Here is a 15,598-nt window from a genome sequence, read left to right on the forward strand (position 1 = left end):
GTGTGGTCGGCACCCCCAACGCGGGAGCCGACCACACCGGCGGGTCACGAGCGGTCGGTCGGTTTCACCACGGGCTCCGAGGTGAGCTTCCCGCTCTCCCGCAGCGCCAGCACCGAGTGGCTCTTGCCGTAGACGAAGTACACGACGACACCCGCCGCCATCCAGATGAGGAACCGGACCCACGTCAACGCGGTCAGGTTCAGCATCAGCCACAGGCAGGCGAGGATCGCGAGGATCGGCACGAGCGGCACGAGCGGCGTGCGGAATCCGCGCTGGAGGTCGGGGCGCGTCTTGCGCAGGACCAGCACACCCGCCGAGACGAGGATGAACGCGAACAGCGTGCCGACGTTCACCATCTCGGCCAGCTTGCCCGCCGGGAAGAACCCGGCGGCCAGCGCGATCAGCGTGCCGACCAGGATCGTGACCCTGGTGGGGGTGCCGTGCTTGCCGGTCTTCGCCAGGCCCCTCGGCAGCAGGCCGTCGCGGGACATCGCGAACAGCACGCGGGTCTGGCCCAGCATCAGGACCATGACCACGGTCGTCAGACCGGCCAGCGCGCCGACGGAGATGACGTTGGCCGCCCAGTCGACGCCCAGGTTCGCGAACGCCGTCGCCAGGTTCGCGGGCGTGCCGTCGGCGGAGGTCTTGAGGTCGGTGTACGGGACCATGCCGGTGATCACCAGCGCCACCGCCACGTACAGCACGGTGACGATGACCAGCGAGCCGATGATGCCGCGCGGCAGGTCACGCTGCGGGTTGCGGGTCTCCTCGGCGGCGGTGGCGACGACGTCGAAGCCGATGAACGCGAAGAACACCAGCGACGCGGCGGCGAGCATGCCGTAGACGCCGAACGTGCTGCCCTCCTGGCCGGTGATCAGCGAGAACAGCGACTGCTCCAGACCCTCGGAGCCGACGCCGGACCCGCCGGTCTCGGCGGACGGGATGTACGGCGTGTAGTTCGACGCCTTGATGTAGCCGATGCCGACCACGATCACCAGCAGCACGACGAGGACCTTGATGGCGGTGATCACCTGGCTGACGCGCGACGACAGCTTGGTGCCGAGGACCAGCAGCACGGTGAGGGCGAGGACCAGCAGCACGGCGCCCCAGTCGAAGTCGACCGAGCCGACCGCGACGGTCGTCTTGGCCTCCAAGCCCACCTGTGCCAGCACGATCTGGAGGTAGGACGACCAGCCCTTGGCCACGGCGGCCGAGCCGACCGCGAACTCCAGCACCAGGTCCCACCCGATGATCCACGCCACCAGCTCGCCGAAGGTGGCGTAGGAGAAGGTGTACGCGCTACCGGCGACCGGCACCGTCGAGGCGAACTCGGCGTAGCAGAGCGCCGCCAGACCGCACGCGATGGCCGCCAGCACGAACGACAGCGAGACCGACGGCCCGGCCAGGTCGCCCGCGGTCTGCGCGGCGACGGTGAAGATGCCCGCCCCGATGACCACGGCGACGCCGAACACCATCAGGTCCCAGGACGTGAGGTCCTTGCGGAGCTTGGTGTCCGGCTCGTCGGTGTCCTCGATGGACTGCTCGATGGACTTGGTGCGCCACAGTCCGTTCCCCGGCACGGTGGTCCTCCTCTTGCAGGGTGAAGTACGACCTTTCACCCTAGGGGTCCACGCGTGCCGGGGCGCGTCAGGACGACCGGGTCCCCCGGACGCCGATCAGGGGTTCGCGTCGGCCACGCTGCGGTCCAGGTCCGGCTCCAGGTAGATGAGCCGGGCGGCCGGGATCTTGTTGCGCACGCGCAGCTCGGCGTCGTTGATCGCCTCGGCCGTCTCGGCGACGGTCAGGCCGGGGTTGAGCGCGATCTTGGCGGCCACCAGCAGCTCGTCCGGGCCGATGTACTGGGTGCGGATGTGGATGACGCTCTCCACCTTGCCCTTGGCCAGCTCGGCCTCCAGCACGTCCAGCTCGGCGGGCGAGGAGCCCTCGCCGATCAGCAGGCTCTTCATCTCGATGATCAGGATGATCGCGATGACGCCCAGCAGGACACCGATGGAGATCGTGCCGAGCGCGTCCCACACCGGGTCGCCGGTGATCGTCGCGAGACCGACACCGACGAGCGCCAGGATCAGGCCGATCAGCGCGCCCGCGTCCTCCAGGAGCACGACGGGCAGCTCGGGCACCTTCGACTGGCGGATGAACTGCCACCAGGTCGCGTTGCCCTTGATCAGCTTCGACTCCTTGATGGCCGTCATGAAGCTGTAGGTCTCCAGGCCGATCGCGACGACCAGGATCACCACCGCGACCATCGGCGACGACAGCGCCTCGGGGTGCTGGAGCTTGTGGATGCCCTCGTAGAGCGCGAACGCCGAGCCGAGGGTGAACAGCATCAGCGCGACGATGAACGAGTAGAAGTACCGGTCGCGACCGAAGCCGAACGGGTGGTTGCGGGTCGCCGCGCGCTGCGAGGTCTTCTGCCCCAGCAGCAGGAGCCCCTGGTTGGACGTGTCGGCGAGCGAGTGCACCGACTCCGCGAGCATCGACGACGACCCCGTGACCAGGAAGCCGACGAACTTCGCGACGGCGATCCCGGCATTGGCCACGAGCGCGGCGATGATCGCCTTGGTTCCGCCCCCTGCTGACACGTTGGCTCCCTGGTGAGGTCGAAGTCCGATTCGTCGAGGCGAACCCTAACGGGCCCGACCGCCTCAGGAGCCGGCGGTCGCCCGGAAGACGAGTGCGGGTTCGTCACCCGACGACCGGACGACCACCTCGGGGTCGTGCGCGGCGAGCCACATGGACTGCCCCTTGGCCAGGTCGAGTTCGCCGCCGCGGCCGTCCAGCACGGTCGCCGCGCCGCCGACGCACAGCAGGATCTGCGGGCCCGCGTCGTCGATGCGGACGTCCGCGCCCGCGGTGAGGTCCAGGCGCGAGAGCTCGAACTCCGACGACGGGGTGCGGTAGACCGCCAGGCCGGGAACGACCTCCTCACCGCGCTGGACGGGCATGTCGCCGCAGGTGAAGTCCAGGACGCGCAGCAGTTCGGGCACGTCCACGTGCTTGGGGGTGAGACCGCAGCGCAGGACGTTGTCGGAGTTCGCCAGGATCTCGATGCCGGTGCCGTGCAGGTAGGCGTGCAGGTTGCCCGCGGGCAGGTGGACGGCTTCGCCCGGCTGGAGCACCAGGCGGTTGAGCAGCAGCGCCGCCAGCACCCCGGCGTCACCGGGGTAGGCCTCGCCCAGCTCCAGGACCGTGCGGCACTCCAGGTCGAACTCGCCGCGCTCCTTGACGTGCAGCACGCACGCGTCCAGCACCTGGGGCAGCAGCTGGTCCAGCGCGGTCTGCGGCAGCGTGATCAACGTGGTGAACAGCGCCCGCAGGCCCTGCGCGTCCGGCTGGCCCGCGAGGAGTTCCGCGTACGGCGCGAAGTCCGGCGCGTCCAGCGACCGCAGCAGCGCCGCGGTGCGGTGCGGGTCGCGGAAACCGGCCAGCGCGTGGAACTCGGTCAGCGCGCAGATCAGCTCCGGCTTCGGCGACGGGTCCTTGTAGTTGCGGGTCGGCGCGTCCATCGGCACGCCTGCCCGCTCCTCCGCCGCGAACCCCTCGGCGGCCTGCGCCGCGGACGGGTGGGCCTGGAGGCTCAGCGCCTCCTCGGCGGCGAGCACCTTCATCAGGAACGGCAGCCTGCCGCCCCAGCGGCTCGCGACTCCCTCGCCGAGCTGCCCCTCCGGGTCCTCCGCCACCAGCTCCAGCAGCGACCGCTCCCCGCCGTCCGCCCCGACCACCCTCGACGGGTCGCCGGGGTGCGCCCCCATCCACAGCTCGGCCTCGGGGTGCGGCGCGGGAACGGTCTTGCCGAGCAGCTCTGAGATGGCCGTGCGCGAGCCCCACGCGTACGGCCGGATCGCGTTGTGCAGCAGTTCCACGGTCTCGTCCACTCCCTCGTCGGCGTCAGACCGCCGGTGCGTACAGCCCCGGTCCGCCCAGCTTCCCCGCGGCGAGACCCAGGTAGAGCGCGGCCAGTTCGAACCGCAGTGCGAGCAGCGCGGCGCACACCGCGTCGCCACCGGTCACTTCCTCAGCCGGTTCGAGCACGTCGGCCCCCGGCAGCGTCTCGTGCGCGGCTCGACGGGCGATCTCGGCGAGCTGTCCCTGCCGCACCGCGAGCAGCAGCACCCTGACCTGGCCGGTCGGTTCGTCGTCGGGGTCCGCGAACAGGTCCTCGGCGGACGTGGACTGGACGGCGCGGCGGTGCAGGACCGACTTGGTGAGCGCCTGCGGGTACCCGGCCACGTCGCTGACCACACCCGCGTAGCAGGCGAGCATCCCCGCACCGTGCGCCGCGACCGCCGTCGCCGGGTGGTCCAGCCCCCACAGCAGCGGGGTGCGGTCGGCGATCCGCAGCGCCAGCGACTTCGCCGGGTTCACGAACGACTCGTGCATCGGGTGGTCGCGCTCGGCCTCGCGGTCCAGCTCGTCCGCGATCAGGCCGACGTCCGTCTTGAGCAGGCCCATGGTGTTCAGCGCGACCAGCCAGCCGCCGAACGCCCGCGCGAACCCGAAGCCCTGCGGCACGGGCACCCGCGGCGGGATCAGCAGCGCGTGGCCCGCGGCCGACGCGGCCACCGGCCCGTCCGGCTCGGCGGTCAGCAGCACGCGCGCGCCGCGGCGGCCCGCGCGGTGGATCGACTCGGCCAGCACGTGGTCGCCGGGGTCCTCGGTGTGCGCGAGCACGACGTCCAGCGCGCCGACCCACGGCGGCAGCTCGTCCGCGACGACCACCGGTACCGGGCACGCCGGGCCCAGCAGCGCGGACGAGAGCTTCGCGACCGACGTGCCGACACCGGGACGGGTCAGCAGGACCAGCGCGCGCGGCCGTTCCTCGAACATCCTCGCCACGCCCAGCTCCGCCGCGACCTCCGCGGTGGCGCGGACCTGCGCACCCGCGTGCGCGGCGGCGCGCAGCCAGCCACCGGTGTCGTTCTCACCGATCCGGGTGGAGTCGTCCAGCAAGCTGTCGTCGAACACGCCAGGTCACCCGGCCGTCGGGTCCTGGTCGGCGTCCAGCCGCACGGCCTCGTCGAGCAGCAGCACCGGGATGCCGTCCGTGACGGGGTACGAGCGGTGGCACACCGAGCACGTCAGGAAGTTCGCCGATTGATCCCACTCAGCCGGGTCGGCCGATGCGCCGGTCAGCGGAGCGCCGACCAGCAGCGCGCCGTGCTCGGGGCACGGGCACGCCAGGATGTCCAGCAGCTGGGCGTCGAGTTGCACTGCCATTGGTCGTTCCCTTTCGTCAGCCGCGCACGATCGCGAGGACTTCGTCCCGCAATGCGGCGACCGCGTCGGAGTCGGCGGCTTCCACGTTCAGGCGGAGCAGCGGTTCGGTGTTGGACGCCCGCAGGTTGAACCACGAACCGTCGGGGAGTTCGACGGTGAGACCGTCGAGCTCGTCGAAGGTGACGCCGTTCCGCGCCCCGAAGGTTGCCTTGATGGCCGAAATGCGGTCGGCCTGGTCCGCGACGGTCGAGTTGACCTCGCCGGACGCCGCGTACCGCTCGTACTCGCGGGTCAGCTCGGACAGCGGGCCCGGCTGCTCGCCCAGCGCGGCCAGCACGTGCAGCGCGGCCAGCATGCCGGTGTCGGCGTTCCAGAACTGCCGGAAGTAGTAGTGGGCGGAGTGCTCGCCGCCGAAGATCGCGCCCGTGGTCGCCATCTCGGCCTTGATGAACGAGTGGCCGACGCGGGTGCGGACCGGCTTGCCGCCGTGCTCGGCGACGATCTCCGGCACGGCCTTGGAGGTGATCAGGTTGTGGATCACCGTGGCACCGGGGTCCTTGGCCAGCTCGCGCACGGCCACCAGCGCGGTGATCGCGGACGGCGACACCGGCTCGCCGCGCTCGTCGATCACGAAGCAGCGGTCCGCGTCGCCGTCGAACGCCACCCCGGCGTCCGCGCCGACCTCGACGACCTTGGCCTGGAGGTCGACCAGGTTCTTCGGGTCCAGCGGGTTGGCCTCGTGGTTCGGGAAGTTGCCGTCCAGCTCGAAGTACATCGGCACGACCTCGATCGGCAGGCCCTTGAAGACCTCGGGCACCGTGTAGCCGCCCATGCCGTTGCCCGCGTCCACGACGACCTTCAGCGGGCGGCTCCCCGACAGGTCGACCAGGTCCAGCAGGTAGGCGGCGTAGTCGGCGAGCAGGTCGCGCTCGGAGCGCGAGCCGGGCGTGACGCCCTCCGCGTCCGGGACACCGCGCTCGGCGTCCTCGCGGACCTGCGCCAACCCGGTGTCCTGGCCGACCGGCGACGCGCCCGCGCGGCACAGCTTGATGCCGTTGTACTCCGCCGGGTTGTGGCTCGCGGTGAACATGGCGCCGGGCAGGTCGAGCTTGCCGGAGGCGAAGTACAGCATGTCCGTGCTCGCGAGGCCGATGCTGATGACGTCGACGCCCTGCGCCGCCACACCGTCGGCGAAGGCGCTCGACAGCTCCGGCGAGGAATCGCGCATGTCGTGGCCGATGACGACGGCGGGGCCGCCGACCAGGCGCGCGAACGCGGCGCCCAGGTCGCGGACGACGGCGGCGTCGAGCTGCTCGCCCACCACACCACGCACGTCGTAGGCCTTGACGACGCCGGACAGATCGCGCACGCGGACACTCCTCGGCTGGACACACTCGGCTGCGGGCAGCTCTTGACACCACCCGGCCGGAAGCCTACCGGTGACGCGCCCGGTGACTCAGTCCTCGTGCGGATCAGGCAGAACGCGCAGGTGACCCCGCCGTATGTTGCCCGTCTGGAGATCGCGCTGGAGATCGCGCACCTCCAGCGGCCGATCAGCCCGTCCCGCCTCGCGCACCGCCTCGGCCAACGCCGTCAGGTCGTCCACGGTCGGCTCTGGAGCCGCGAACTCACCCTGGTACCTCACGACTTCCCACCCGCGGGGGGCGGTGAGCCTCAACGCGTGCTCCTCGCACAGGTCGTAGCTGTGCGGTTCGGAGTACGTGGCGAGGGGACCGACGACAGCGGTGGAGTCCGCATAGGCATAGGTGAGCGTGGCGACTGCCGGGTTAGCGCACCCGGTTCGCGAGCACCGTCTCACGCTCCGCACGGCGGGGACGATAGCGCGTCTCGCTCCCGCCGTGTCGGAGGCACGCTGGTTTTGACGTGAGACACCTCTCGTCCAGGTATCCGCGGGGCGGGATTGAGTACCTCCGGAGCTGGGCAACTAGGCTTGCGGTGTGGTGATGGCTCGGGGTTCGTGGCGGCAGGGTTCTCCTCGGCGACGCAATCGCGACAGGCACGGGAGAGGCCTGCGCGGTCCGCTGTACCCGGCGACCCTCCCCGCCGCCCGCAGCCGGGCCGAGCGGTTCGACGCGCTGGTGCTCGAAGCCCTCGAACCGATCGAGGCGCGGTGGCGCACGGAGCTGACGCAGCTCGACGTGGCGGTGGACGACGTGCCGGACGTGCAGCCGACCGACAGCGAGGACGGCGGGGTCGTCGAGGACGGCAACGTCCCGCTCGCACGGCTCATGCCCGCAGCCTCGGACAAGTCCGGCGGACCGACGCGGGCGCGGATCGTGCTCTACCGGCGACCGCTCGAAGCGCGCGCCAAGGACGGCGCCGACCTCTCCGACCTCGTGCACGACGTGCTGGTGGAGCAGGTCGCGAACTACCTCGGCCTCGACCCGGACGTCATCGACGGGGAGTAGCCACCGCCCGTGACGGGATGGCCGTCAGCAGGGTGAACAGGGCCGCGGCGGCCTGGAGCAGCAGCAACAGCTCGCGCACCGAACCCGGCGCCTCGATCCGCACCTCGCTGGCCGTGGTCGGCACCGTGACGCCGACCTGGTGGCCCCACACGCGGGACACCGGGGCCGGTCGGCCGTCGACCACCGCCCGCCAGCCGGGCTCGTCCTCCGCGGCCAGCACGAGCACCCGGCCCTCCGGGCCCTCCGAGACGCGCATGGCGGCCGACGGCGGGCCGGACTCGACCGGGGCGATGCCGGGGACGCCCAGCTCCGTCGGCGGGTTGCCGCCGGACCGGGCGCGGCGGGCCAGTTCCGGCGACAGCAGGACGGCGTTGCCCGCCGCCAGCTGGACGCGCAGCACCGGACGGCCGTCGGTCGTCGGGGGCGCGTCCGCGACGAGGTCGCCGACGGCGGCGCGCAGCCCGTCGGCCGCGGTGGCGTCGGGCAGCACGACGAACGCGACCCCGGCCGCGGCGGCCTGCGCGAGCGCCAGCCGCGCGGCGTCGGGGGTGCCCCCGGTCAGGTCGCGGGTCCAGCGGCTCAGCCGGGCCGGGCTGGAGGACGTCGGCACGAGGTCGTCGTCGCCGAAGGACGGCATCCGGCCCGCGACCTGGCGGGTCGGCTCGCCGTTCACGCCGAGCACCAGCACCGCGCGCCCGGTGCGGGGCAGCTCGTGGGCCACGGTGGACGGCAGCTCGCCCGCGCCGGTCCGCAGCGGGCCCTCGCGCAGGCCGAGGACGCCGGAGCAGGCGAGGCCGACGACGGCCACGACGCCCGCCACGGACACCAGGTGCCGGACGCGAGCGCTCGCGGGTGGGCCGTCGCGCCCGCACGCGGCCAGGACGACCCACAGCAGGCCCCAGCCGAGCAGCACCAGCGGCGCGCCGGTCCACCCGTGCTGGGCGGAACCACCGGTCAGCGGGGTCATCGGCACGGCGAGCAGAGCCGCGCCCGCCACGACGCCGAGGACGACCACGCCGAGGCCTGGCAGCATCGCCCGGTTCGGCCGCACCGCCAGCGCGCCGAGCGCGGCCAGCAGCACCAGCGCTCCCACGAGCGGCAGCGCGCCGGGCCCGCCCGGCCGCAGGGCGACCAGGTCGAGCGGCCCGACCTCCGGGGTGGCCAGGACCGCTCCGGTGCCGTGCAGGAGCACCACGGGGTGCTGGAGGACCACCGCGGGCCACGGCAGCAGCAGCGCGACGGGCAGCAGCACGACGGCGAACAGCCCGGCCACCCGGCGGCGGCCCTCGCCCTCCGGACCGGGGACGGCCACGAAGCCGATCAGCGCGCCGACGACGACCAGCACGTGCACCAGCGGCGAGAACGCGCCGACCAGCGCGGTGGTGAACGCGGTGCCGGACACCACCGGCAGCCACAGCCTGCCGCCCGCGCCGCGCAGCACCCCGAGCACGCCCGCGAAGACCAGCGGCGCGAGGACGTGGACCACGACCACGTCGAGCCGTCCCTGGCTGACCGCGGAGGTCGCGGCGGGCAGCAGGCCGTACGCGGCGGCGACCACGGCCCGCACCGGGCGGCGGACCCGCACGTGCCTGCTGGCGACGTACGCGGCCAGCGCGGCGAGCGGCGCGTCGAACAGCAGGACGAGCGCCACCACGGCGGACGGTCCACCGAGGACGGAGCCGAGCAGGCCGAGGACCGCGAGCGACGCCGGGGCGGGCGCGGTCGTGCCGCCGCTCACCGGGTTCCACGCGGCCAGGTAGCCCGACCACGTCTCGCCGAGGCCCTGGACCGGGAGCAGGCGACCGCCGGACAGGTCGAGACCGAGCCTGCCCGAGTTCGCCACCAGCGCGAACAGGGTCAGGCCCAGCAGCAGGACCAGCGGGGGCCCGAGCAGCAGGGACCGCAGCACGCGGGCCCGGTCGACCTCCACGAAGACCAGGTCGGGTTCCGGCCGGGAGCCCCTGGGCACCGGCGACGGCCGGGGTTTCGGGCTCGGCCGCAGCGCGGGCGCCAGCTCGGGCGCCTCCGTCGCGACCGGCACCACGGTGGCGGGACGGCGCAGCCCGCTGGTCGCGCGCACCGGGAGGCCCCGGCCGAGCGCGCCCGCGGGCAGGGCGTCCGGGCCGACGGCCCTGCGGCGGGCGTCCTTCGCGGACGGCGGCGGGCGCCAGCTCGGCCCGCGCTCGTCCTCGGGCAGCCTGCCGAGGCTGACGTCCGCCTCGACGCGGCGGCGGATCAGGTACGAGGTGGCCGAGCGGACGGCGTTGCGGAACCTGGTCGTGCGGCTGGTCACCAGGCCGCGGACCGCGCCGGAGCCCCCGCTCCTGCTCCCGCGGGCGGCGAGCAGCCCGGCCCGGCCGCTGAGCAGGTAGCGCAGCGCGCCGAACTCGCCGCGCGCGTCCGTCCACCTGCGCAGCAGCACGAACCCGAGCGCGCGCAGCACCTGGAGCACGGCGAGGCGGGGCAGGCCGAGCAGGAACGAGGGCGTCGACGTGTTCGCCAGGAACGTCCGGAGGCCGTGCGCGCGGTCGACGCCGCGCAGCAGCGGGCCGGGGCGGGCGGCGACCGCGTCCAGCCTCCGCAGCCCGCGCGACGCGGCGCGGACGTGGCGCATCCTCGCCACCGGCACGCACAGCACGAGGTGCCCGGCGCGGTTGGCGCGCCAGCCGAAGTCGACGTCGTCGCGCAGCAGCGGCATGCGCTTGTCGTAGCCGCCGAGGTCCTGCCAGACGGCGCGCCTGATCAGCGAGCCCGCCGAGGACACCGCGAGCGCCTCGGTGCTCTGCTCGAACCGCACGGCACCGCCGGGGCCGAAGCGGCTCCAGTCCGGTTCGGCCGGTCCGAGGCCGGTCTGCCGGTGGCCGGAGGAGTCGGTCGAGACACCCGCCTCGACGACGAGCCTGGGGTCGGCCCAGTCCAGGGCCAGCGGGCCGAGCACGGCGGCGCTCGGCGACAGCTCGGCCGCGGTCAGCAGCGACGACAGGCAGTCCGGTTCGGGCGCGCTGTCGTCGTGCAGGAGCCAGATCCACCGGCCGGGGTCGCCCCAGCGCTGGACGGCGTGGTCGACGGCGGCGTGCACGGCGGTGGCGAACCCGGTGCCCCTCGACATCCCGAGGACGCCGTCGAGGATCCGGTCGGGGCCTTCGGCGGCCTCCGCGAGCATCTTCGCCGTGCGGTCGGTGGACCCCGTGTCCACCGCGATGACGTGACGAGGCCTCGGTTCTTGGCGGCGCAACGCTGACAGCGCCGTGCCGAGCCACTGGTCCCCGTCGTGGCAGACCAGCACGGCCAACACCGGCGCGGTCCGAAGCCGCGGAGTGGTACTGCTCACCAAGTGCCCACTCCCGTGCCGCTCGCCGCCTCACCCGTCCGCTGAGCATTCCTCACGACGGGCCGGTTCGGCGAGCTTTCACACGGCGCGCTTCTTGAGCTTCCTCCGCTCGCGTTCGGACAGGCCGCCCCAGATGCCGAAGCGCTCGTCGTGCGCCAAGGCGTACTCCAGGCATTCCGAACGCACCTCGCAGCCAAGGCAGATGCGCTTGGCCTCACGGGTGGATCCGCCCTTCTCGGGGAAGAACGCCTCCGGGTCGGTCTGCGCGCACAGGGCGCGCTCCTGCCAGTCCTGCTCGTCAGTCGGGTCGTACAACTCGGTCAGCATTCCCAGCTCCTGCGCCGGGCCCTCCAACCGGTCCACGCCACGATCCCCGTCGATTTCCTGCATACAGTCCGCCTCCTCGCCTTCCGCTCTCCCCGGTTGGCGGACACCACTCGCAGTCCCACAACAGCGAATGACACCGATGTGATTACACCTGCGTCACAGCAAGGGGTCAAGCCGAGTCCACAGGACGGGGGATATTCCCGCGAATGGCCCCAAAACCCTTGACTAGCAGCACAGACGGTGATTGCTCCCGCGCTCGCAGCGATGCCCGCAGCTCCAACGGCCTAGAGACCGCTCCGCGGGACAGGCCACACTGATGGGGTGAAGCGATCAGCTGTGCGACCCAGTCCACTGTTCCTGGGTCTGTTGGCGGTCACGGCAGCGGGGGCCGTGCTCACCACCTTCGGCGCCGAAACAGGTCCCCTCGCCATCACCGGAACCGTGCTGTTCATCCTCGGGGGATGGGCGGTTTCCTTGTGCCTGCACGAATTCGGGCACGCGATCATCGCCTACCGGGGTGGAGACTACTCCGTCGCGGGCAAGGGTTACCTGACCCTCGACATCCGCCACTACACCGATCCAGTGCTGAGCATCGTGCTACCGCTGGTGCTGCTGGCGTTCGGCGGCATCCCCCTTCCGGGTGGTGCCGTGTGGATCAACCACCACTCCCTGCGGTCGAAGGGGGTGGAGTCCATGGTGTCCTTCGCGGGTCCGCTGACCAACCTCGTGCTCGGCGTCCTCCTCGCCGGATCGGTGGCGATTTTCAACCCGTCCGTGGCACTCGCCGCCGCGCTCTCGTACCTCGCCTACCTCCAGATCATCGCGTTCGTGCTCAACATGCTGCCCATCCCCGGCCTCGACGGGTGGGGCATCTGGGAGCCGTACATGCCCTACAAGGCGCAGCAGTTCGGCGCCAAGGTCCGGCCGTGGGCACCGCTGGCGCTGTTCGCCGCGCTGTTCGCGTTCCCGGCCGTGGCGAGCGTGTTCTTCGTCCTCGGTGAGAGCGTGTTCGGGCTCATCGGCGGCGAGATGGCCTTCGCGGGCTTCGGGCAGTTCAACTTCATGTTCTGGCGCTGACGAAACGGTGGGAAGCACCGCGTGGGAGGATCGCGCCCCGTGAAGGTCGTCGTTTTGGTGGGTGGCGTTGGCGGTGCCCGGTTCCTGGTCGGCCTGAAGGCCCTCCTGGGGGCCGGGGCGGGGCACGAGGTCGTCGCGGTGGTGAACACCGGTGACGACGTGTGGATGCACGGGCTGCGGATCACTCCCGACCTGGACACGTGCATGTACACGCTCGGCGGCGGGATCGACGCCGAGCGCGGTTGGGGGCGGCAGGACGAGTCCTGGACCGTCAAGGAGGAGCTGGCCGCCTACGGCGCCGAACCCACGTGGTTCGGCCTCGGCGACCGCGACATGGCGACGCACCTGGTGCGCACGCGCATGCTGCGGGCGGGCTACCCCCTCTCCGCCGTCACGGAGGCCCTGTGCGCCCGCTGGCAGCCGGGGGTGACCCTCCTGCCGATGTCGGACGACCGCGTGGAGACGCACGTCGTCGTCGAGCAGGACGGCGAGCAGAAGGCGATCCACTTCCAGGAGTGGTGGGTCCGGCACCGCGCCGAGCTGCCCGCCCGGTCGTTCGCCTCCGTGGGCGTCGACACCGCGACGGCCGGTCCTGGCGTGCTGGACGCCATCGGGTCGGCCGACGCCGTGCTCCTCGCCCCGTCCAACCCGGTCGTCAGCGTCGGGACGATCCTCGGCGTGCCGGGCATCCGGGACGCTCTTCGGAAGACCGAAGCGGGTGTGGTCGGGCTCTCCCCCATCATCGGCGGCAAGCCGCTGCGCGGGATGGCCGACGCCTGCCTGGCGGCGATCGGCGTCGAGACGACCGCGGAGGCGGTCGGACGGCACTACGGGTCCCGCAAGTGCTCCGAGGAGGGCGTCCTCGACGGCTGGCTCGTGCACACCGGCGACCGCGCGGACGTCGAGGGCGTCGCGGTCCGCGCCGTGCCGCTGCTGATGTCCGATGTGGACGCCACGGCCGCGATGGCCGCGGCGGCGCTGGACCTCGCGGGGGTCGACGTTGGCTGACCACTCCGCGCCCGGCGGGATCGAGCTGCTGCCGGTCCCCGGCCTGCCCGAGTTCCGCCCCGGCGACGACCTGGGCGCGGCCCTCGCCGCCGCGGCCCCGTGGCTGCGCGACGGCGACGTGGTGGTGGTCACGAGCAAGGTCGTGTCCAAGGTGGAGGGAAGGCTCGTCACCGTTCCCGCCGATCCCGAGGAGCGCGACGCCGTCCGGCGGCGGTGGGTCGAGGCGGAGTCCGTGCGCGTGATCGCCCGGAAGGCGCGGACGCTCATCACGCAGAACAAGCTGGGGATCGTGCAGGCCGCGTCGGGCGTCGACGCGTCGAACGTGGCGGGCGACGAGATCGCGCTGCTGCCGGTCGACCCGGACGCCTCGGCGGCGGCCCTGCGCGCCGACCTGTTGGCGCGCTTGGGGGTCACCGTCGGGGTCGTCGTCACCGACACGATGGGCCGCGCGTGGCGGATCGGCCAGACCGACGCCGCCATCGGCTCGGCGGGCTTGGCCGTCGTGCACCGCTACCGGGGCCAGGTCGACGGCCAGGGCAACGAACTCGTGGTGACCGAGGTCGCCGTGGCAGACGAGATCGCCGCCGCGGCGGACCTGGTGAAGGGCAAGCTCGGTGCCACCCCGGTGGCCGTCCTGCGTGGACTGTCCATTGAGGATGACGGTTCCACGGCCCGCGACCTGACCCGTCCGATCGAGGACGACCTGTTCCGGCTCGGCACGGAGGAGGCCATCGCCCAGGGCCGCGCCGAGGCCGTGCTGGTGCGGCGCTCCGTCCGCGCGTTCAGCGGTGAGCCGGTCGACCCGGCGCTGCTGCGCCGGGCCGTGGCGGCGGCCCTGACCGCACCCGCTCCGCACCACACGCGGCCGGTGCGGTTCGTGCACGTCCGCTCCCGCAGGGCCGCCCTGCTCGCCGCGATGCGGCAGCGGTGGGAGGCCGACCTCCGCTCCGACGGCTGGGACGACGACCGCGTCGCCCGCCGCGTCAAGCGCGGCGACCTGCTGCACGGCGCGACGGAGATCGTGCTCCCGTTCCTCGTCCGCGAGGGCGCGCACGACTACCCCGACCCCCGCCGCGCCGCGGCGGAGGTGACGATGTTCACGATCGCGGGCGGTGCCGCCGTCCAGGGCCTGCTGGTCGCCCTGGCGGCCGAGGGCGTGGCGTCGTGCTGGGTGTCGTCGACGATCTTCTGCGCGGACGTGGTCCGCGAGGTGCTCGACCTGCCCGACTCCTGGGAGCCGCTGGGCGCGGTGGCCGTGGGCCACCCGGAGGAACCACTCACCCCGCGCCAACCGCGCGACCTGGACGAAGGATTCCTGGAACTGTGACGCTGCACGCGGACACCGTGTCGACACTGACCGCCTGGACACCGCAGGACCACGGCCAGGAGTCGCTGAAGCAGGCGTACCTCGGCTTCCTGGGCGCACGGGAGGACGCCTGCGCCCGCTCGTGCGAGCCGGGCCACATCACCGCCTCGGCACTGGTGCTGGACGCCACGGGCGAGCAAACGCTGCTCACCCTCCACCCGAGGGTGGGCCGCTGGCTGCAACTGGGCGGCCACTGCGAACCAACGGACGAGACCCTGCAAGCGGCGGCCCTGCGCGAGGCGACGGAGGAATCGGGCATCCGCGGCCTGAGGATCGAAGCACAACCGATCCACCTCGACGTCCACCCGATCACGTGCTCGCTGGGCCTGCCCACACGCCACTTCGACGTGAGGTTCCTGGTCAGGGCGCCGGTGGGGGCGAAGCCGGTGAGGAGCGCGGAGTCGGTGGACCTCCAGTGGTGGCCCCTGGACTCCCTGCCGGGCAACGTGGACGACCTGACACCCATGATCGACGCAGCACTGGCGAGACTGCGCTAGCCGGGCGGGCAAGGCGGGGCTCGCGGGTCGAGCAGGCCGTGCCGGCTGGGCTGGTTGAGCCGGCAAGGCGGGGCTGGCCGGGCTGGGCAGGCCGGGCTGGCTGGGCGGGCGAGGCAGGACTCGCGGCCAGGCCGTGCCGGCTGGGCTGGTCGAGCCGGCAGGGCTGGACGACGACCGCGATCGGGGCGAGGACCCCGGCCTCACATGGCCCGGTAGTCCCGAGGCGAGAACCGAGGCCCGAACCGGGGCTTCCGGAACCCGGAAGCCTCCACGTACCGAACAGCGCGGTGCCGCTGGGGGGAGTACGGAGCCAACACCTCCGCCA

At 72.8% G+C, this 15,598-nt stretch carries 14 protein-coding genes and 1 pseudogene; 5 read left to right on the top strand and 10 right to left on the bottom strand.

All coding sequences use genetic code 11. From position 1 onward, the window contains the following. Nucleotides 1-44: 44 nt before the first annotated feature. The 7 genes from AC156L_RS40805 to AC156L_RS40835 all read right to left on the bottom strand — a co-directional run bounded on the left by AC156L_RS40805 (nucleotide 45) and on the right by AC156L_RS40835 (nucleotide 7,066). Nucleotides 45-1,580 carry an amino acid permease gene (locus AC156L_RS40805; protein ID WP_330879248.1) on the bottom strand — a complete coding sequence of 512 codons (1,536 nt, stop codon included), beginning with the start codon at nucleotides 1,578-1,580 and terminating at the stop codon, nucleotides 45-47. 96 nt (nucleotides 1,581-1,676) lie between these two features. After that, a complete protein-coding gene (locus AC156L_RS40810; protein WP_330879247.1) occupies nucleotides 1,677-2,603 on the bottom strand; it encodes a cation diffusion facilitator family transporter in 927 nt (308 codons plus the stop codon). 63 nt (nucleotides 2,604-2,666) lie between these two features. Continuing rightward, complete coding sequence (gene manA, locus AC156L_RS40815; protein ID WP_330879257.1) at nucleotides 2,667-3,884, bottom strand: mannose-6-phosphate isomerase, class I; 1,218 nt, start codon at nucleotides 3,882-3,884, stop codon at nucleotides 2,667-2,669. Nucleotides 3,885-3,909: 25 nt separating this feature from the next. After that, nucleotides 3,910-4,986: an SIS domain-containing protein gene (locus tag AC156L_RS40820; RefSeq protein ID WP_330879246.1), complete on the bottom strand. Its 1,077-nt coding sequence runs from the start codon at nucleotides 4,984-4,986 to the stop codon at nucleotides 3,910-3,912. Between the two features lie 6 nt (nucleotides 4,987-4,992). Continuing rightward, nucleotides 4,993-5,238, bottom strand: coding sequence for a Trm112 family protein (locus AC156L_RS40825; protein ID WP_330879245.1), 246 nt, complete (start codon nucleotides 5,236-5,238; stop codon nucleotides 4,993-4,995). Between the two features lie 16 nt (nucleotides 5,239-5,254). After that, nucleotides 5,255-6,607, bottom strand: coding sequence for a phosphomannomutase/phosphoglucomutase (locus AC156L_RS40830; protein ID WP_330879244.1), 1,353 nt, complete (start codon nucleotides 6,605-6,607; stop codon nucleotides 5,255-5,257). Nucleotides 6,608-6,694: 87 nt separating this feature from the next. After that, entirely contained in the window at nucleotides 6,695-7,066 is a 372-nt protein-coding gene (locus tag AC156L_RS40835) for a DUF3499 domain-containing protein (RefSeq protein ID WP_106187360.1), read from the bottom strand. A gap of 136 nt (nucleotides 7,067-7,202) precedes the next feature. Between AC156L_RS40835 and AC156L_RS40840 the strand changes: the two genes are divergently transcribed. After that, a complete protein-coding gene (locus AC156L_RS40840) occupies nucleotides 7,203-7,667 on the top strand; it encodes a metallopeptidase family protein (RefSeq protein WP_330879243.1) in 465 nt (154 codons plus the stop codon). Here AC156L_RS40840 and AC156L_RS40845 read toward each other — a convergent pair. Further along, nucleotides 7,651-11,001, bottom strand: coding sequence for a glycosyltransferase family 2 protein (locus AC156L_RS40845; RefSeq protein ID WP_414720042.1), 3,351 nt, complete (start codon nucleotides 10,999-11,001; stop codon nucleotides 7,651-7,653). The two genes, AC156L_RS40840 and AC156L_RS40845, sit on opposite strands and share 17 nt — an antisense overlap. A 75-nt stretch (nucleotides 11,002-11,076) precedes the next feature. After that, nucleotides 11,077-11,325, bottom strand: a complete 249-nt coding sequence (locus tag AC156L_RS40850) for a WhiB family transcriptional regulator (RefSeq protein ID WP_259627223.1) — start codon at nucleotides 11,323-11,325, stop codon at nucleotides 11,077-11,079. A gap of 321 nt (nucleotides 11,326-11,646) precedes the next feature. Between AC156L_RS40850 and AC156L_RS40855 the strand changes: the two genes are divergently transcribed. Genes AC156L_RS40855 through AC156L_RS40870 form a run of 4 tightly spaced genes read left to right on the top strand, consistent with a single transcriptional unit; the run spans nucleotide 11,647 to nucleotide 15,273 of the window. Further along, nucleotides 11,647-12,402, top strand: a complete 756-nt coding sequence (locus AC156L_RS40855; RefSeq protein WP_330879241.1) for a site-2 protease family protein — start codon at nucleotides 11,647-11,649, stop codon at nucleotides 12,400-12,402. A 39-nt stretch (nucleotides 12,403-12,441) separates the two neighbouring features. After that, nucleotides 12,442-13,410 carry a 2-phospho-L-lactate transferase gene (gene cofD, locus AC156L_RS40860; RefSeq protein ID WP_330879240.1) on the top strand — a complete coding sequence of 323 codons (969 nt, stop codon included), beginning with the start codon at nucleotides 12,442-12,444 and terminating at the stop codon, nucleotides 13,408-13,410. Next, nucleotides 13,403-14,737, top strand: a complete 1,335-nt coding sequence (locus AC156L_RS40865; protein WP_330879239.1) for a coenzyme F420-0:L-glutamate ligase — start codon at nucleotides 13,403-13,405, stop codon at nucleotides 14,735-14,737. Before cofD ends, AC156L_RS40865 begins: the two co-directional genes overlap by 8 nt. Next, nucleotides 14,734-15,273, top strand: a complete 540-nt coding sequence (locus AC156L_RS40870; RefSeq protein WP_330879238.1) for an NUDIX hydrolase — start codon at nucleotides 14,734-14,736, stop codon at nucleotides 15,271-15,273. Before AC156L_RS40865 ends, AC156L_RS40870 begins: the two co-directional genes overlap by 4 nt. A 200-nt stretch (nucleotides 15,274-15,473) precedes the next feature. Here the strand turns inward: AC156L_RS40870 and AC156L_RS40875 are convergent. Continuing rightward, nucleotides 15,474-15,598 (bottom strand): annotated as a pseudogene (locus AC156L_RS40875) (DNA-3-methyladenine glycosylase 2 family protein); the annotation flags it as partial.

This window comes from Umezawaea sp. (assembly GCF_057122925.1).

Bases quoted from the DNA above. Each gene is read 5' to 3' on its own strand.
- AC156L_RS40825 (WP_330879245.1), bottom strand. From the start codon at position 5,238: ATGGCAGTGCAACTCGACGCCCAGCTGCTGGACATCCTGGCGTGCCCG.
- AC156L_RS40840 (WP_330879243.1), top strand. From the start codon at position 7,203: ATGGCTCGGGGTTCGTGGCGGCAGGGTTCTCCTCGGCGACGCAATCGC.
- AC156L_RS40850 (WP_259627223.1), bottom strand. From the start codon at position 11,325: ATGCTGACCGAGTTGTACGACCCGACTGACGAGCAGGACTGGCAGGAG.